16 protein-coding genes are annotated in these 16,906 nt (G+C 71.9%); 6 read left to right on the top strand and 10 right to left on the bottom strand.

The genetic code is table 11. The annotated features are described in order from the left end of the window. Nucleotides 1-380 precede the first annotated feature (380 nt). Genes ACYQ1K_RS17830 through deoC form a run of 3 tightly spaced genes read right to left on the bottom strand, consistent with a single transcriptional unit; the run spans nucleotide 381 to nucleotide 2,189 of the window. Complete coding sequence (locus tag ACYQ1K_RS17830; protein ID WP_459984515.1) at nucleotides 381-908, bottom strand: hypothetical protein; 528 nt, start codon at nucleotides 906-908, stop codon at nucleotides 381-383. Nucleotide 909: 1 nt separating this feature from the next. Then, entirely contained in the window at nucleotides 910-1,512 is a 603-nt protein-coding gene (locus ACYQ1K_RS17825) for an ATP-binding protein (RefSeq protein WP_459984513.1), read from the bottom strand. 41 nt (nucleotides 1,513-1,553) lie between these two features. Continuing rightward, nucleotides 1,554-2,189: a deoxyribose-phosphate aldolase gene (deoC, locus tag ACYQ1K_RS17820; protein WP_459984671.1), complete on the bottom strand. Its 636-nt coding sequence runs from the start codon at nucleotides 2,187-2,189 to the stop codon at nucleotides 1,554-1,556. Between the two features lie 67 nt (nucleotides 2,190-2,256). On the opposite strand from deoC, the gene ACYQ1K_RS17815 reads away from it, so the two are divergent. Beyond that, nucleotides 2,257-2,823 (top strand): hypothetical protein, encoded by a 567-nt coding sequence (locus ACYQ1K_RS17815; protein ID WP_459984511.1) that lies wholly within the window; start codon nucleotides 2,257-2,259, stop codon nucleotides 2,821-2,823. Between the two features lie 5 nt (nucleotides 2,824-2,828). Here ACYQ1K_RS17815 and ACYQ1K_RS17810 read toward each other — a convergent pair whose 3' ends face one another. Further along, complete coding sequence (locus ACYQ1K_RS17810; protein ID WP_459984508.1) at nucleotides 2,829-4,505, bottom strand: phospho-sugar mutase; 1,677 nt, start codon at nucleotides 4,503-4,505, stop codon at nucleotides 2,829-2,831. Between the two features lie 127 nt (nucleotides 4,506-4,632). On the opposite strand from ACYQ1K_RS17810, the gene ACYQ1K_RS17805 reads away from it, so the two are divergent. Further along, on the top strand, nucleotides 4,633-5,055 hold the full coding sequence (locus ACYQ1K_RS17805) for an SRPBCC family protein (protein WP_459984506.1): 423 nt from the start codon (nucleotides 4,633-4,635) through the stop codon (nucleotides 5,053-5,055). Between the two features lie 43 nt (nucleotides 5,056-5,098). On the opposite strand, the gene ACYQ1K_RS17800 is transcribed toward ACYQ1K_RS17805, so the two are convergent. From ACYQ1K_RS17800 to ACYQ1K_RS17790, 3 genes are all read right to left on the bottom strand, one after another. Beyond that, on the bottom strand, nucleotides 5,099-5,500 hold the full coding sequence (locus ACYQ1K_RS17800) for a MerR family transcriptional regulator (protein ID WP_459984504.1): 402 nt from the start codon (nucleotides 5,498-5,500) through the stop codon (nucleotides 5,099-5,101). Nucleotides 5,501-5,575: 75 nt separating this feature from the next. Beyond that, on the bottom strand, nucleotides 5,576-6,400 hold the full coding sequence (locus ACYQ1K_RS17795) for a purine-nucleoside phosphorylase (protein ID WP_459984502.1): 825 nt from the start codon (nucleotides 6,398-6,400) through the stop codon (nucleotides 5,576-5,578). 34 nt (nucleotides 6,401-6,434) lie between these two features. Continuing rightward, the gene (locus ACYQ1K_RS17790) at nucleotides 6,435-6,887 is read right to left on the bottom strand and encodes a gamma-glutamylcyclotransferase family protein (protein ID WP_459984501.1); all 453 of its coding nucleotides are present in this window, start codon (nucleotides 6,885-6,887) and stop codon (nucleotides 6,435-6,437) included. A gap of 71 nt (nucleotides 6,888-6,958) precedes the next feature. On the opposite strand from ACYQ1K_RS17790, the gene lpdA reads away from it, so the two are divergent. Continuing rightward, entirely contained in the window at nucleotides 6,959-8,359 is a 1,401-nt protein-coding gene (lpdA, locus tag ACYQ1K_RS17785; RefSeq protein WP_459984499.1) for a dihydrolipoyl dehydrogenase, read from the top strand. 64 nt (nucleotides 8,360-8,423) lie between these two features. Here lpdA and ACYQ1K_RS17780 read toward each other — a convergent pair whose 3' ends face one another. Next, nucleotides 8,424-8,777: a hypothetical protein gene (locus ACYQ1K_RS17780; protein WP_459984498.1), complete on the bottom strand. Its 354-nt coding sequence runs from the start codon at nucleotides 8,775-8,777 to the stop codon at nucleotides 8,424-8,426. 131 nt (nucleotides 8,778-8,908) lie between these two features. On the opposite strand from ACYQ1K_RS17780, the gene ACYQ1K_RS17775 reads away from it, so the two are divergent. Both ACYQ1K_RS17775 and ACYQ1K_RS17770 read left to right on the top strand, forming a co-directional pair. Continuing rightward, nucleotides 8,909-10,342, top strand: a complete 1,434-nt coding sequence (locus ACYQ1K_RS17775; RefSeq protein ID WP_459984670.1) for an NAD(P)H-quinone dehydrogenase — start codon at nucleotides 8,909-8,911, stop codon at nucleotides 10,340-10,342. 97 nt (nucleotides 10,343-10,439) lie between these two features. Continuing rightward, a complete protein-coding gene (locus tag ACYQ1K_RS17770) occupies nucleotides 10,440-11,657 on the top strand; it encodes a SpoIID/LytB domain-containing protein (RefSeq protein WP_459984496.1) in 1,218 nt (405 codons plus the stop codon). 96 nt (nucleotides 11,658-11,753) lie between these two features. Here the strand turns inward: ACYQ1K_RS17770 and ACYQ1K_RS17765 are convergent, their stop codons facing one another. Beyond that, complete coding sequence (locus ACYQ1K_RS17765) at nucleotides 11,754-15,155, bottom strand: pyruvate carboxylase (RefSeq protein ID WP_459984494.1); 3,402 nt, start codon at nucleotides 15,153-15,155, stop codon at nucleotides 11,754-11,756. A gap of 78 nt (nucleotides 15,156-15,233) precedes the next feature. Beyond that, nucleotides 15,234-16,274: a DNA polymerase IV gene (locus ACYQ1K_RS17760; RefSeq protein WP_459984493.1), complete on the bottom strand. Its 1,041-nt coding sequence runs from the start codon at nucleotides 16,272-16,274 to the stop codon at nucleotides 15,234-15,236. Nucleotides 16,275-16,304: 30 nt separating this feature from the next. Here ACYQ1K_RS17760 and ACYQ1K_RS17755 point away from each other — a divergent pair, with 30 nt between their 5' ends. Further along, on the top strand, nucleotides 16,305-16,844 hold the full coding sequence (locus ACYQ1K_RS17755; RefSeq protein ID WP_459984492.1) for a hypothetical protein: 540 nt from the start codon (nucleotides 16,305-16,307) through the stop codon (nucleotides 16,842-16,844). Nucleotides 16,845-16,906 lie beyond the last annotated feature (62 nt).

Raw genomic sequence — 16,906 nt, 5'->3', positions numbered from 1 at the left:
TGCGGGGACTGAGGTGCCTGACGGGGGAGCGGTCGCTGGGTGGTTCTGACCAATTCCAGGTCACAGCCGATTGACTGTGACCTGGAATTGCTGGCGGTCTGGCCGGCCGGAAAGGCTGCCAAGGGAAGGACCCAGAGACCGTTGATCCTCGAGGGCCCGAGCGTGCCGACCGCAGCCTCGCACCCGCGGCCCCGGACCCGCGGCCCCGGACCCGCAGCCCCCGGACCCGCAGCCCGGCCCGCACCCCGCAGCCCCGCAGCGCGCCCGCAGCGCGCCCGCAGCGCGGCTCCGGACCCGAGGCCCCGCAGCGCGGCTCCGGCCCCGAGGCCCCGCAGCGCGGCTCCGGCCCCGAGGCCCCCACGCGCCCGCGGCCGCCTGCATCAGCCAGCCCGCACCACGAACCACGGCACGTCCCACCCGGCCACGTGCAGCGACGCGCCGTCGAACGCGGCCTGGGACACGGTGACGAGACCGCCGGAGGCAGGGTCGTAGACCGAGAGTCCGTCAGCGCCGGCGGACACCGCCAGGGTGACGTGGCGCGGGAGCGTAGTGGAGCCGATGTAGAGCGCCACCGGGTGAGTGGCGACGGCGGTGACGGCGGCCGCGAAGGCGGACGACCGCGACCAGCGGGCGACCCGGGTTCCATAGCGCACGCCCTCGACCGCTCCGAGGGCCCTGGCCACCGCCCACGGAGGCGTCCCGAGACCCGGAGGCCAGGGCACCTGCGCGTGGCCGCGCTCGTCGGAGGCCGCGACGAGCTGACGGTGGGTGTCGAGCACCTCGCGCGAGAACGAGGCCGCCGTGGGGGCCGCGTCCGGCGACTGCAGCATCCGCGCGACGACCACGCAGGCGGCGCCGCACGAGGTCTGGTCGGGCTGACGCAGCGTGGGACCGAACGGCAGGGTCATGTCATTCAGTGTGGAGCAGGGTCTGCACGGCGGCGTACCCCCGATCCGGGCTCACCACGACGCAGCCCTTCGCCACGGCGTCGTCGACGACCTGCGACTGCCCCCGCATCAGTGCCCATCCGCGCCGGACCAGGACGGCGGGCGGCTTGCGGCGCTCGCGCAGATCGCGGAGCAGGCGGCGCCAGAAGGTGACGATCGGGGGCTGGGTGACGCAGTACGCCGCTGCGAGGATGCCGGCGTCGCGACAGGCACCGACGATGTCCTGGGCGAAGATGCCCTCGGCGACGAAGAGCGACCGACCGTCGAGCTCGAGCACCTGGTGCCCGGTGCGGCCGTCACGGGCGATGTCGTAGACCGGCACGTCCGCACGTCCACTCACGCAGAGCGCCCGCAGCGCCACCATCGCGTCGTCCGGCAGCCACGAGTCGGGATGGTCCCAGTCGGTCAGACCGGCGTTGGGACCGTGCTGGATGCGCGGGAGCGTGGGGTCGCTGCCGTTCTTGTAGAAGTCATCGAGCCGCAGCACGGGCAGCCCGAGCCGTCGCGCCAGCCGCGACTTGCCGGCGCCTGACGGGCCGGCCAGGACGATGACGCGGGCGGGCACTGTGGAAGCGGACGGGCAGTGGACGTGCAGTGGACCGGCGCTCAGTAGCCGGTGGACGACTCGCCCGCGAGCAGCGCCCGGGAGCCGGAGACACCGAGACGCGTCGCGCCGGCGGCGATCATCGCCTGCGCCTGCTCGAGCGTGCGGATCCCACCCGATGCCTTCACCTGCAGCGCCGGGACGGTCTCGTGCATGAGACGCACGGCGTGCTCGGTGGCGCCACCGGCCGGGTGGAAGCCCGTGGAGGTCTTCACGAAGTCGGCCTCGGCCGCCTCGGCCGCCCGGCAGACACCGATGATCTCCTCGTCGGTCAACGCGGCCGACTCGATGATGACCTTGAGCACGACGGGCTTCGGAGCGGCGGCTCGGACGGCGAGGATGTCGGCGGTGACGGCGTCGTACCGATGCTCCTTGGCCGCGCCGATGTCGATCACCATGTCGATCTCGTCGGCGCCGAGCCGCGCGGCCTCGACCGCCTCGGCGGCCTTGACCGCCGGCACGTGCTTGCCGCTCGGGAAGCCGCAGACCGCAGCCACCTTGAGCCCCTCGGGCACCTCGACGGGCAGCATGGAGGGGGAGATGCAGATCGAGTAGGTGCCGAGGTCGGCGGCCTCGGCGATCAGCGCCTCCACGTCGGCGCGCGTCGCCTCCGGCTTGAGCAGGGTGTGGTCGATCATCCGGGCGACGTCGGCGGCGGAGGCAGTCACGCGTCGGATTCTAGTGCGGCCTCTAGGCTGTCTTCTGATGAGCAGCGACCAGCAGAGTGCAGGGGTGACGTGGTTCGACGTCACCAGTGGTCGCGTCACGGGCGTGCTGGGACTGGTCGCTGCGGCCATCGTCGTGGTGGTCGGCGTGGTGGACGCGCACGTGCCCGGTGTCATCGCCGGTCTGATCGTCGCCGTGCTGACCTGGCTGGTCCTGCTCAGGCCGCGCGTGGGGATGTCGGAGACCGACCTGCTGCTGCGGGGCATCGTGACGACGGTGGTCATCCCGCTCGCCTCGGTCGAGAGCGTCGCGGTCCGGCAGGTGCTGGCCGTCTGGGCGGACGGCCGCCGCTACGTCAACGCTGCGATCGGGCGCACGTTCCGCGAGATCAACCGCCAGCGCCGGGGCGCGGGCACCGTCGAGGACGTCCCGAGCCGCGAGCTCAAGTACGCCGACCACGTGACCACCATGATCACCGACCGCTCCCGCACGGCCCGCCGTGACGGCGCGCCGATGGGACCGGTGCGGCGGGAGTGGGCGTGGCTCGAGCTCGCTCTGCTGGTCGCGCTCGTGGTCGCCGAGATCGCCGCCCTCCTCCTGATCTAGCCACCTCAGATCCCGGCCGCTGCCTTGATGTCGACGCGGATCGCGTCGAGCCGTCCGACGGCGGCGATCCGTGCGGCGTCGACGGCGGTGGATCCTGAGCCTGTCGACGGATCCTCCGTCTCGACGGGCACGACGACCTCGAGATAGCACTTCAGCTTGGGCTCGGTGCCGCTGGGGCGTACGACGACCCGGGCGCCGCCCTCGAGGCGGTAGCGGAGTCCCTCGGTGGGGGGCAGGTCGGCCGACCCGAGGGCGAGGTCGTCGACGCCCTCGACCGCGAGGCCCCCGATCGTCGTGGGAGGCGCCGAGCGCAGTCGTGCCATCGCGGTGGCGATCTCGTCGAGGTCGGTGACGCGGACCGAGAGCTGGTCGGTGGCGTGCAGGCCGTGCGCCTCGGCGATCTCGTCGAGCAGGTCGACCAGGGTGCGGCCCTCGGCCTTGAGTGCCGCCGCCAGCTCGCACAGCAGCAGCAGGGCCGAGATGCCGTCCTTGTCCCGGACATGGTCGGGGTCGACGCAGTAGCCCAGGGCCTCCTCGTAGCCGAACACCAGCCCCGGGACCCGACTGATCCACTTGAAGCCGGTCAGCGTCTCGGCGTACGGCTGACCGGCAGCGGCAGCGAGCTTGCCCAGCAGCGTGGAGGAGACGATGGAAGCGGCGTAGGTGCCCTTGATGCCGCGGGTCAGGATTGCAGCGCCGAGGAGCGCGCCCACCTCGTCGCCGCGCAGCATCCGCCAGCCCTGCGGCCCGTGGCCCAGGAAGGGCACGGCGGCCGCGCACCGGTCGGCGTCCGGGTCGTTGGCCACGACGAGGTCGGCGCCGGTCTGCGAGGCCAGCGCCATCGCGAGATCCATCGCACCGGGCTCCTCCGGGTTGGGGAAGGCCACGGTGGGGAAGTCGGGATCCGGCTCGGCCTGGGCGGCGACCACGCGAGGAGTCGGGAACCCGGCCGCCTCGAGGACCTGGATGGTCAGGTCGCCGCCGACGCCGTGCAGGGGGGTGTAGACGATGGCGAGGTCGCGGGGACCGTCGCCGGCGAGCCGGACGACCGAGCTGAGGTAGCGGGTGAGGATCGACTCGTCGAGCACGCGGCCGCCGTCACCTCGGGCGACGTCGCTCATCGGCCCGACGGCGGCGATCCGTGCCGCGATGTCGGCATCGGCCGGCGGCACGATCTGAGAGCCGTCGCCGAGGTAGACCTTGTAGCCGTTGTCCTGGGGCGGGTTGTGACTGGCGGTCACCATCACGCCCGCGGAGCAGCCCAGCGCCCGGATCGCGAAGGCGAGCACGGGAGTCGGCAACGGTCGCGGCAGGACGAGCGCGCCGAAGCCGGCCCCGGTCATGACCTCGGCGGTATCACGGGCGAAGACGTCGGAGTTGTGCCGAGCGTCGTACCCGATGACGACGGGGCCGGTGGCGCCGGCCTCGCGCAGGTACGCCGCCAGGCCGGCCGCCGCGCGGGTCACGACGACCCGGTTCATCCGGTTCGGGCCGGCCCCGAGCGCGCCGCGCAGCCCGGCGGTGCCGAACTCCAGCGGCCCGGAGAACCGGTCCTCGAGGTCGGCGACGCTTGCGGCATCGCCGGCCTCAGCCGCCTCGACCAGAGCCGCCAGCTCCGCGCGGGTCTGCGCGTCGGGGTCGTCGGCGAGCCAGTCCCGGGCCTTGGCGAGCACGTCGGTCATGCTCGAACGCTAGCGACCCGGCCACGAAGTCGCACCGCAGTCGCGGCGGAGGGCTGGTGAGGTGCGGCGGAGGCGCCACGTGCGGCAGGGACGTCGGTCCGGGGGGGCCGTCAAGCATCATGGAGCCGTGTTCTCGTTCCGACAGCACGCGTGGGTGCCGGCCGCGCCAGGAGCCGTGCGCGACGTGCTGGTCGACCTCGAGCACTACCCGCAGTGGTGGCCGCAGGTGGTCGCAGTCGCCTCACTCGGCCCCGACGACGCACGGGTGCTGTGCCGCTCGACGCTGCCCTACACCCTCGACCTGGTCATGCACGCCGTCAGCCGCGAGCTGCCGGTGCTGGAGGTCGCGCTCGCGGGCCACCTGCGCGGCTGGGTGCGCTGGCGCCTCGCCGCCAGCGACGGCGGGACGAGTCTCGACCTGGCCCAGGAGGTCACCGTGCACGGCGTCCTCGCGCCGTTCGCCGGTGCGCTCAGCCCTCTCGCGCGCTGGAACCACCGGCGGATGATGGCCAGCGGCCTCGCCGGTCTGAGGGCCCGAGTCACGCAGTGAGCTCGAGACACGCAGTGGGCCCGGGTCTCGCAGTGAGCCCCGGTCACGCAGTGAGCTCGGCGGCCGGCTCCTCGAGGGCGGCACGCGCGGTGTAGGCGATGTAGAGGTCGATCTTGTGGTCGATCGCGACGAGATGCGCGGTGACCTCCGCCAGGTCCGCGAGCACCCGCTCGCGATGTGCCTGCAGCAGCGCCAGTCGAGCGGCCTCGTTGCCGTCGCCGGCACGCACCAGGGCGGCGTAGCGCCGGATGTCGCGGATCGGCATGCCGGTGGCCCGCAGCCGGGTCACCATCTCGATCCAGCCCAGGTCGTCGTCGGTGTAGCGGCGGTGACCGCTGGCTGAGCGTCCGACGGGGCGCACCAGCAGGCCGTCGCGCTCGTAGTAGCGCAGCGTGTCGGCGGAGAGGCCGCTGGCCTGGGCGGCCTCGGCGATGCTCAGGCTCACCCGATCGACTCTACGCGGCACCCGGAGCGGTTCCAGGAGCGGTTCCAGGAGCGGCGCCAGGAGCGGCGCCTGCCCTCACAGCCGCGGCACGAGCCGGCTCAGCAGGTCGCCCATCCGGGTGGCCGCTGCCCGGCCCGCCTCGAGGACCTCCTCGTGGTTGAGCGGCTGGTCGCTGATGCCGGCGGCCGCGTTGGTGACCAGGCTGATGCCGAGCACCTCCATGCCGGCCTCGCGGGCGGCGATCGCCTCGAGCGTGGTGCTCATGCCGACCAGGTCGCCGCCGATGATCCCGGCCATCCGCACCTCGGCCGGCGTCTCGTAGTGAGGGCCGGGGAACTGCACGTAGACGCCCTCGTCGAGGCTGGGGTCGAGGTCGCGGGCGATGGCCCGCAACCGGGTGCTGTAGAGGTCGGTGAGGTCGACGAAGTTCGCCCCGACCAGCGGCGAGGCGCCGGTGAGGTTGATGTGGTCCTTGATGAGCACCGGCGTGCCCGGCGCCCACGCCGGGTCGAGCCCGCCGCAGCCGTTGGTGAGCACCAGCGTGCGGCAGCCGGCCGCAGCCGCCGTCCGGACGCCGTGCACGACGGCCGCGACGCCCTTCCCCTCGTAGAAGTGCGTCCGGGAGAGGAAGACCAGCACCCTGCGCTCGCCGACGCGGATGCTGCGGATCCTGCTCGAGTGACCGGCGACCGCCGCGGCTGAGAAGCCCGGCAGGTCGGTCGTCGCGATCTCCACGACGTTGCTCGCGTCCCCGCCGGCGAGCATCTCAGCGGCCGGCAGCCAGCCCGAGCCGAGGACCAGGGCGAGGTCGTGCCGCTCGACGCCGGTCGCGTCCGCGAGCGCAGCGGCCGCCTGCTCGGCCAGGGCGTAGGGAGACGGGTCGTGCGAGGTCGCGGTCACCCGCGTCAGCCTAGTGTCCCCGATGTCTCGGAACTCAGAGTCCGGTGGAGCGGCACGGCCGGCGACGCAGCTCCGACACGTAGTCCTCCGGCGCGTCGGCCGCCTCGGCCGCAGTCGCGATGGTGCCCAGCAGATGGGCGGACGGCAGACCACCCTCGTAGGCGTCGAGGACGTAGGTCCAGGCGACGACGTCGCCGGTCAGCGTGTTCACCCGCACCTTGGTCTTGCGGTAGAGGCCGGTGTCGGCGGACTCCCACTCGTCGAGGCTGTGCTCGTCGGGCTCGGTGACGTCGTAGATCGCGACGAACACCTGGCCGAACGGGTCCTGCACGAGCGTCGGGAGCGCGCCGTCCCAGCCGTGCTCCTCGCCGCCGAAGGTGAGCCGCCAGCCGATCAGCCAGCCGGTCGTCTGCAGCGGCGAGTGCGGGCACCGCTCACTCATGAGGGCCGGGTCGAGGTTGGTCCCGTAGGCGGCGTACGACGTCACGCGCGTGAGGCTACGCCAGAGTGCTCAAGGCGACATCCGGAGCCGCGCCGGCGCGGTCTAGGCTGACCTCTGTGACCCACTTCGATGTCCTCGTCCTCGGCGCCGGCCCCGGTGGCTACGTCGCCGCCATCCGTGCCGCTCAGCTCGGCAAGTCCGTCGCCGTCGTGGAAGACAAGTACTGGGGCGGTGTGTGCCTCAACGTCGGCTGCATCCCCTCCAAGGCGCTGCTGCGCAACGCCGAGCTGGCTCACGTGCTGACGCACGAGAAGGACAAGTTCGGCATCGAGGGCGACGCGTCGATGTCGTTCGGCCCGACGCATGCGCGATCGCGTCAGGTGAGCGCCAACATCGTCAAGGGCGTGCACTACCTGATGAAGAAGAACAAGATCACCGAGATCGACGGCTGGGGCACCCTGACCGGCCCGAAGGGGATCGACGTCAAGGGCAAGGACGGCGCCACGTCGTCGTACTCCTTCGACAACCTCATCATCGCCACGGGCGCCACCGTGCGAAGCGTGCCCGGCGTCGTGCCCAACGGGCAGAACATCGTCACCTACGAGGAGCAGATCCTCACCGATCAGCTGCCGAGGTCGATCATCATCGGCGGCTCGGGCGCGATCGGCGTCGAGTTCGCCTATGTGCTGAAGAACTTCGGTGTGGACGTGACCATCATCGAGTTCCTCGACCGGATGGTGCCGACCGAGGACGCGGACGTCTCCAAGGAGCTGCTGCGCCATTACAAGAAGCTCGGCGTGAAGGTCCTTCTCTCGACCGCGGTGAAGGGCGCCGAGGACACCGGGTCCGGGGTCCGCGTGACGGTCGCTCCGGCACAAGGCGGGGACGAGCAGGTGCTCGAGGCCGACAAGTTCCTGGCCGCCTTCGGGTTCGCTCCGCGGGTGGAGGGCTACGGCCTGGAGAACCTCGGCGTGGAGCTGACCGAGCGCAAGGCGGTTGCGATCGACGAGCGCGGTCGCACCAACGTCGAGAACGTCTACGCGATCGGTGACTGCACCGGGAAGTTCATGCTCGCCCACGTGGCCGAGGCGATGGGCATCGTCGCGGCGGAGACGATCGCCGGCGCGGAGACGCAGGAGATCAACTTCGACATGGTCCCGCGGGCGACCTACTGCCAGCCGCAGATCGGCTCGTTCGGCTACAGCGAGCAGCAGGCCCGCGACTTGGGCTACGACGTCAAGACCGCGACGTTCCCGTTCTCGGCCAACGGCAAGGCCCAGGGCCTGGGCGAGGCGGTCGGCTTCGTCAAGGTCGTCGCCGACGCCCAGCACAACGAGATCCTCGGCGCCCACATGATCGGCCCCGACGTCACCGAGCAGCTGCCGGTGCTCACGCTGGCCCAGCAGTGGGACCTGACCGCCGACGAGGTCTCGCGCAACATCTTCGCGCACCCGACCCTGTCCGAGGCCGTCAAGGAGGCCATCCACGGCATCGCAGGCCACATGATCAACCTCTGAGGCAAGGCGTCACGGAGACGACCCAGCGGCGCCCCCACCGCAACCGCGGTGGGGGCGCTTGCCGTCATCGGCCGGGGGGCCGCCGGCGACGCAGGTTCCGGGGGAACCCGGACTGGGAGAACGCCCGGCGGATCAGCTCGTCCTCGATCCCGGTCAGCTGCTTGTCATAGTCGACGAGGTCGGTGCCGACGTCGTCTCCCGCGACGGCCCGGTCGGCGCACTCGCTGAGGGTCCGCCTCGTCTCCTGCATCGCGGTCAGCAGCTCCAGGTCGGACATGACCGCCCAGACGGCCGGGGCGGTGCCATCGATATCGTGCTCGTGACGCGGCGCGACGGGATGGAGCTCGCCCTCGCAGACGATGCCGAGGGCGACCCCGTCCTCGTCCGTCAGCACGATCGGCTGGTCGCCGTGGCTCATCTGTGACCCTCCTTGCACCTCGCCATGGATGCCATTGAGGGGCAGGGAGGGCGGCGGTGGTCGGCGGAGCGCACACGATCCCTCGCGTTGGGTAGGCGCCCCCATGCGTCGGGGTGGGCGGTCGAGGCCGCCTGCGTGCTCGCTGCAAGAATGAGCGCATGCCTAGCGTGGTGATCATCGGTGGCGGTCCGGGCGGCTACGAGGCGGCGCTGGTCGCCAAGCAGCTCGGCGCCGACGTGACCGTGATCGACCGGGACGGGCTCGGCGGGAGCGCGGTGCTGACTGACTGCGTGCCGAGCAAGACGCTCATCGCGACCGCCGAGGTGATGACCGACATGGCGTCGGCCTCCGAGCTCGGCATCAACTTCCACGACGCGGCGGGCGACGCGGCGACGAGCATCCGAGTCGACCTCGCGAAGGTCAACGGCCGCGTCAAGGCGCTCGCGGCCGCCCAGTCCGGCGACATCGAGGACCGCTTGGTCCGTCGCGGCATCCGCATCGTCAAGGGTGTCGGCAGGCTCGGCAAGGGCGCGGGACGCGGCGGCGGGGAGGTCGTGGCGGCGCACGTGGACGGGACGGAGGAGTCGGTCCAGGCCGACGCGGTCCTCATCTCGACCGGCGCACACCCTCGTGTCTTGCCCACCGCGCAGCCGGACGGCGAGCGGATCCTCACCTGGGAGCAGGTCTACGACCTCACCGAGACCCCGACGCACGTGATCGTGGTCGGCTCCGGCGTCACCGGCGCCGAGTTCGCCAGCGCCTACCTCGCCCTCGGCATCCCGGTCACTCTGGTCAGCTCACGCGACCGCGTGCTGCCGGGGGAGGACGCTGACGCCGCCACGGTGCTCGAGGACGTCCTCGAGCGCCGGGGGATGACCATTCTGGGTCGCTCGCGCATGCAGTCGGTCACACGCGACGGCGACACCGTGACCGTCACGCTGACCGACGGCCGCACGGTCACCGGGTCGCACTGCATCCTCGCGCTCGGCTCGATCCCCAACTCCGAGGGCCTCGGCCTCGAAGAGGCGGGCGTCCAGCTCGACGAGGGCGGCAACGTCGTCATCGACAAGGTCAGCCGCACGACGGCTCCGGGGGTGTACGCCGCCGGCGACGTCACCGGCGGCTTCATGCTGGCCTCGACCGCGGCGATGGCCGGCCGGATCGCCATGCGGCACTTCCTCGGCGACGCCGTCCAGCCGATGGACCTCAAGCAGATCGCGTCCAACGTCTTCACCTCGCCGGAGATCGCGACGGTCGGGTGGTCGCAGGCGTCGGTCGACAGTGGCGAGATCCAGGCGGACGTCGTCAAGCTCGACCTCAAGGGCAACCCGCGGGCCAAGATGCAGGGCATCCGCGACGGCTTCGTGAAGCTGATCGCGCGCCCCGGCACCGGCGTCGTCATCGGCGGCGTGGTGGTCGGCCCCCGGGCGAGCGAGCTGATCCACCCGCTCAGCCTGGCGGTGGCGGCGAACCTCACGGTCGACCAGGTGGCCAACACCTTCACCGTCTACCCGTCGCTCAGCGGCTCGGTCGCCGAGGCGGCCCGGCGGCTGCACCAGGTCTGAGTGACGCGCAGCGGGGCATGATCGCCTGAAACCTGGACATGCGCACGGCGACACGCCGTAGACTCCCGGGAGTTCTCAACTTTCCCTGGAGTCACACATGTCACGCAGCTGGGCCGCCGGGCCTCTTGCGGCGGCGATCACCACCGTCGCCGCGATCACCGCGCCCGCGGCGGGAGCCGCACCGGTGCCGGCGGCCGAGCCCGCGGTCGTCGTACCGGCTGGTGGGTCCCTCTCGCTGACAGGCCACGGCTTCGGCCACGGCCGGGGGATGTCGCAGTACGGCGCCGAGGGCGCCGCTCGCCAAGGGCTGTCGTCGTCACAGATCCTCGGGTTCTACTACCCGAGCACGAGCCTCGCTCGCGTCGGCGGCGCCATCAGCGTCCGCATCTCGGCGGACACGACAGCCGACACGGTGGTGGCCGCGAGCAGCGGCCTCGGCGTGCGCGTGGTGGGTCAGCCCTCGCAGACGTGGTCGGTCTCGGCCCTGCAGCGTGCCGCGACCCGCTGGCGGCTCAAGCCGATCTCCGCGACGCGCACCGCGTTGGCGTCCCTCGTGCCCGGTCACGGGTGGACGCGCGCCAAGGTGCTCACCGGCACCACGGAGTTCTTCGCAGGGGCGGCGCCGATCACGCTCTATGTCCCGGGAGGGTCAGCCGTCTACCGGGGCGCGGTGCGCAACGCACCCGGGCCTGGGGGAGGACTGGATCGCGACACGGTCAACGTGCTCGGGCTCGAGGACTACGTGCGGGGCGTGGTCGCGCGCGAGATGCCGTCGAGCTGGAGCGCCGCTGCGCTCCAGGCGCAGGCTGTCGCGGCCCGCACCTACGCGGCCTACGAGCGGGCACACGCGCCCACAGGCCGGCCCTACCAGACCTGCGACAGCACCGCCTGCCAGGTCTACGGCGGTGTCGGTGCGCAGACGCGGGCGACGGACGCGGCGGTCGCGGCCACGGCCGGCCAGACGCTGACGTACGCCGGCAAGCCGGCCTTCACCCAGTTCAGCTCCTCCGATGGCGGATGGACCGTGCGCGGATCGATCGCCTACCAGGCGGCGAAGGCCGACCCGTACGACGCGTGGGCGGGCAACCACGTCCATGACTGGACGGTGAAGGTCGCCGCGACCAAGATCCAGGCGGCGTGGCCGGCCATCGGCACGCTGACCGGCGTGCAGGTGCTCTCGCGCGACGGCAACGGCGACTGGGGCGGCCGGATCAACACTCTCCGGCTCACGGGCAGCAAGGGCAGCATGACGGTGGACGGGACCGACTTCCGGATGAGGCTCGGCCTGCGCTCGACCTGGTTCAAGATCGGCTGAGGCACCGACCGCGGCCGGACGTCATGCGAGCTGGCTGTCTGAGCAGCCAGCTCGCATGACGTCTCTGCCGAGGTCAGCCGACGACAGTCGCCGCACTCAGCGCAGCACGAGCAGGAGGTCGCCTCCGTCGACGGCTTGGGTGTTGGCGAGGGCGAGTCGTTCGACGGTGCCGTCGAGGGGGGCGGTGATGGCGGCCTCCATCTTCATGGCCTCGATGGTGGCGAGGACATCGCCGGCGTGGACCTTGTCGCCGACGGCGACGGTGATGGTGACGACCCCTTGGAAGGGTGCGGCGATCTGGCCGGGGACGGCTGGGTCGGCCTTCTCGGCGGCAGCGGCTTCGGCCTCGACGGAGCGGTCGCGCACGGCGATGGGCCGCATCTGGCCGTTGATGGTGCACATGACCGTGCGATAGCCGCGTTCGTCGGGCTCGCTGATGGCCTCCACGCCGAGGTAGAGCTTCTTGCCCTCCTCGATCGCCACGGCGTGCTCCTCGCCGAACCGGAGGCCGTAGAGGTATTCCAGGGTGGGCAGCACGGACACGTCGCCCCACTTGGAGCGGGCCTCGGTGAACTCGCGGGTCGGGCCGGGGAAGAGCAGCCGGTTGAGTGTGCCTCTGCGGTCCTCCTTGAGGCCGGCCTCGTCCTCGGGGGAGAGCTCCTCGGCCGGCGGGGTCCAGGAGCGGCCCTGGATGGCCTTGGTGCGGAAGGGCTCGGGCCAGCCGCCGGGCGGGTCGCCGAGCTCGCCGTGCAGGAACCCGATCACGCTGGCGGGGATGTCGTAGGAGGTCGGGTCGGCGGCGAAGGCCTCGGGGTCGGCGCCGGCCGCGACCAGGGCCAGGGCGAGGTCGCCGATCACCTTCGAGGAGGGAGTCACCTTGGGGATGCGGCCGAGGATGTCGTTCGCGGCGGCGTACATGTCCTCGATCTGCTCGAACTTCTCCCCGAGCCCCAGCGCGATGGCCTGCTGGCGCAGGTTGGAGAGCTGGCCGCCGGGGATCTCGTGGCGGTAGACCCGACCGGTCGGGGCGGGAAGCCCCGACTCGAAGGGGGCGTAGACGCGGCGGGTGGCCTCCCAGTAGGGCTCCAGCGCGTTCACGTTCGCCAAGGACAGGCCGGTCTCGCGCCCGCCGTTGACGCTGGAGTGGTCGGTGGCCGCCACCAGGGAGGACAGCGGCGGCTGGCTGGTGGTGCCGGCCATCGCCGAGCAGGCCGCGTCGACGGCGTCGACACCGGCCGCGATGGCGGCGGTCAGGGTGGCAAGCTGCCCGCCGGGGGTGTCGTGGGTGTGCAGGTGGACGGGCAGGTCGAACCGGTCCCGCAGCGCGGTGACGAGCGTGTGCGCGGCCGGGGCACGCAGGAGGCCGGCCATGTCCTTGATGGCCAGCACGTGGGCGCCGGCCTCGACGATCTGCTCGGCCAGGCGCAGGTAGTAGTCGAGGGTGTAGAGCTTCTCCTCCGGGCTGGACAGATCGCCTGTGTAGGACATGGCGACCTCGGCGATCGCGGTGCCGGTCTCGCGGACCGCGGCGATGGCGGGCGCCATCTGGTTGACGTCGTTGAGGGCGTCGAAGATGCGGAAGACATCGATGCCGGTGGCGGTGGCCTCTTCCACGAACGCGCGGGTCACGGACGTCGGGTACGGGGTGTAGCCGACGGTGTTGCGGCCGCGCAGCAGCATCTGCAGGCAGATGTTGGGCACCGCCTCACGCAGCTGGGCGAGCCGCTCCCAGGGGTCCTCGGAGAGGAACCGCAGGGCGACGTCGTAGGTCGCGCCGCCCCAGCACTCCAGCGACCACAGCTGCGGGGTCAGCCTCGCGACGTGCCCGGCGACCTGCAGGAGGTCGCGGGTGCGGACCCGGGTGGCCAGCAGCGACTGGTGGGCGTCGCGGAAGGTGGTGTCGGTGACCGCCACGTTCTTCTGGGCGCGCAGCTCGGCCGCGAACGCCTCGGGCCCGACCGCGAGCAGCCGCTGCCGGGTCCCGTCGGGTGCCGGCGTCTCCAGCGACAGGGGCGGGAGCTTGGTGGCGGGGTCGAGGGTGACCGGCGCCGGACCGTGGGGCTGGTTGACGGTCACGTCGGCCAGGTAGGTCAGAAGCCGGGTGCCACGGTCGCCCGAGGAGCGGGCGGTGAGCAGGCCGGGGTGGGTCTCGATGAAGCTGGTGGTGATCCGCCCCGACTCGAAGTCGGGGTCGTCGAGCAGGGCCTGGAGGAAGGCGATGTTGGTGGCCACGCCGCGGATGCGGAACTCGGCCACGGCGCGGCGGGCGCGGCGTACCGCGTCGGCGAAGGTGCGGCCCCGGCAGGTCAGCTTGGCCAGCATCGAGTCGAAGTGGGCGTTGATCTCGGCACCGGAGTAGGTGGTCCCGCCATCGACGCGGACCCCGGCCCCGCCCGGGGAGCGGTAGGTGGTGATCACACCGGTGTCGGGGCGGAAGTTGTTGGCCGGGTCCTCGGTGGTGATCCGGCACTGCAACGCCGCACCGCGCAGCTTCACGCTCTCCTGGGACAGGCCCAGGTCGGCCAGGGTCTCACCAGAGGCGATCCGCATCTGGGCCTGGACCAGGTCGACGTCGGTGACCTCCTCGGTCACGGTGTGCTCGACCTGGATGCGGGGGTTCATCTCGATGAAGACGTAGTTGCCGGCAGGGTCGAGCAGGAACTCCACCGTGCCCGCACACGAGTAGCCGATCTCGGTGGCGAACCGCACCGCGTCGGCGCACATCCGCTCCCGCAGCTCCTCGGGCAGGTTGGGAGCCGGGGCGATCTCGACGACCTTCTGGTGGCGCCGCTGGACCGAGCAGTCCCGCTCGAACAGGTGCATCACGTTCCCGGCGCCATCAGCCAGGATCTGGACCTCGATGTGGCGCGGCTCGACCACGGCCTGCTCGATGAACACCGTCGGGTCGCCGAAGGCGCCCTCGGCCTCCCGCATGCAGGTCTCGACCGCCTCGCGCAGGGTCGCGGAGTCGGGGCCGGGCTCGTCCACGCGGCGCATGCCGCGACCGCCACCACCGGCGACAGCCTTCACGAACAACGGGTAGCGCAGACCCTCCGAGGCCGTCACCAGCTCCTCGACATCGGTCGAGGGCGGGATCGAGGCCAGCGTCGGCACCCCGGCGGCCTTCGCGGCCGCGATCGCCCGGGCTTTGTTGCCGGTCAGGGTCAACACCTCGGCCGACGGGCCGATGAAGGTGATCCCGGCATTCGCGCACGCCTCCGCCAGGGCCGGGTTCTCCGAGAGGAACCCGTAACCGGGATAGACCGCGTCCGCGCCCGCCTGCAGCGCGGCCTGCACGATCGCCTCCGGATCCAGGTAGGCACGCACGGGATGGCCATGCTCCCCGATCTCATAGGCCTCATCGGCCTTCAACCTGTGCTCCGAGCCACGATCCTCATAGGGATAGACCGCCACTGTCTTCGCACCGAGCTCATAGGCCGCGCGGAAAGCTCGGATCGCGATCTCTCCACGGTTGGCCACCAGGACCTTCTTGAACATGGGCGACACGCTATCGGCGCGGGAAGTTACTGGTCAGTCGGCTGTCTCATGGCGGACGATTCACGCGCTCGGGATCCGTCAGTAGCCGCCCGGCGGCGGCACCATCTCGCCCCGCACGCCGAGGAGCCGGATCGGGCGTGGGTCGCCGAGCCGGTCGAGCAGCGCGAGGGCCGTCGCGGCGATCACCTCGACGTCGTCCGTCGGCTCGGCGAGCTTGCGACTCCGGTTCGTCGTGAAGAACGGCGCGAACCGGACCTTCAGATGGACGCGCTGGCAGGGGCGTCCCTCGCCGCGCAGATCGTCGATCACCTGGGTGGCGAGAGCGTGGATCGCCGCCACGATCTCGTCGCGCTCGACGAGGTCGTGCTGAAAGGTGGTCTCGCGCCCGTGGGCCCGCGCGACCCACGGCGTGGGATCGACCGTCGTCCGGCCGCCGCCGCGGCCGAGGCGCCCGTAATGCGGGCCCATGGTCGGCCCGAACTCCTCGACGAGGGAGGGGTCGTCGGCATGGGCGAGGTCGGCGACCGTGCGGATCCCGAGGGCCTCGAGCCGCCGGGCGATGCGCGGCCCGATGCCCCAGACGGCCTGCGTGGGTCGGGGACCCATGATGCTCATCCAGGTCTCCCGCGTCAGCGCGGAGGTGCCTCGTGGCTTGCCGAACTCCGTGGCGATCTTCGCGCGCGTCGTGGTGTCGCCGATGCCGACGGAGCAGTGCAGACCGCTCGCCGCGAGCACGTCGGCCTGGATGCGACGGGCCACGCCCTCCGGGTCGTCTGTCTCGACGCCGACGAAGGCCTCGTCCCATCCGAGCACCTGGACGGTCGCGCCCGGCAGGGCGCGCAGGGTGTCCATGACGACCTCCGAGGCAGCCTCGTAGACCGGTCGATCCACGGGCAGGAAGACGGCGCCGGGACAGCGCCGGACTGCGAGCTTGAGCGGCATCCCGGACCGGATGCCGAACTCGCGGGCCTCATACGACGCCGTCGACACCACGGCCCGCTCTGTCGGGTCGCCCCGTCCCCCGACGACCACGGGCTGGCCGGCGAGCTCGGGGCGCCTGAGCACCTCGACCGCCGCGAGGAACTGGTTGAGGTCGACGTGCAGGATCCACGAGGTCACGTCACCATCCTGGCGCGGAGGTTCGGCTTGGTGGGTGAGATCGTGCGCGGCGCCTGTCTTCGCGCCCGTCTTCGTGCCCGGCGCCGAGGCACGGTCGCGGGTCGGCTCGGCGCGGTGCAGACTGGCGCCGTCGGTGCGAAGGAGGTCCCGGAGGTGGCACATCATGGCGAGCTGCGGGGCGCGCGCCCCTTCGCGCCGTGGCATCTCGTGCCGTGGCTCGTCGTCGGCACGCTCGCCGGCTTCGGCGTCCTCGCGCTGCTGACGATCGGGCCGCTGCTCCTGCTGGCCGCAGGGTTGGTCGGTGTCGGGTGCCTGCTTCTCAGGCTGGTGAACCGGTCGATGGCGGCGATCCCGATCGGCCTTGCCATCGCGATCCTCTACCTGGCGCTGATCAACAAGGACGGTCCGGGGACGGTGTGCGACGGCCACGGCAGCTGCACCGAGGAATGGTCACCCTGGCCGTTCATCGCCGCCGCCGCCCTTCTCGTCGTGGCCGCGGTCGCCATCTGGCGTCTCTCTCCGCGCATCGCCGCCGTCGTGTTCCCGCCGTCGGGCCGGGCGGACGGATAGCTGACCTGGTGGCCGCCGAGCGCCGCCCCGGGCGACCCGGTGACGACGATCGGCGGCGCGGG

Source organism: Nocardioides sp. AN3, assembly GCF_054653495.1.
This window is presented reverse-complemented; position numbering and strand designations above follow the sequence as displayed.

Excerpts from the sequence above, each read along its gene's own strand:
- ACYQ1K_RS17830 (WP_459984515.1), bottom strand. The coding sequence starts at position 908 with ATGACCCTGCCGTTCGGTCCCACGCTGCGTCAGCCCGACCAGACCTCG.
- deoC (WP_459984671.1), bottom strand. The coding sequence starts at position 2,189 with ATGATCGACCACACCCTGCTCAAGCCGGAGGCGACGCGCGCCGACGTG.
- ACYQ1K_RS17815 (WP_459984511.1), top strand. The coding sequence starts at position 2,257 with ATGAGCAGCGACCAGCAGAGTGCAGGGGTGACGTGGTTCGACGTCACC.
- ACYQ1K_RS17810 (WP_459984508.1), bottom strand. The coding sequence starts at position 4,505 with ATGACCGACGTGCTCGCCAAGGCCCGGGACTGGCTCGCCGACGACCCC.
- ACYQ1K_RS17780 (WP_459984498.1), bottom strand. The coding sequence starts at position 8,777 with ATGAGCCACGGCGACCAGCCGATCGTGCTGACGGACGAGGACGGGGTC.
- ACYQ1K_RS17770 (WP_459984496.1), top strand. The coding sequence starts at position 10,440 with ATGTCACGCAGCTGGGCCGCCGGGCCTCTTGCGGCGGCGATCACCACC.
- ACYQ1K_RS17765 (WP_459984494.1), bottom strand. The coding sequence starts at position 15,155 with ATGTTCAAGAAGGTCCTGGTGGCCAACCGTGGAGAGATCGCGATCCGA.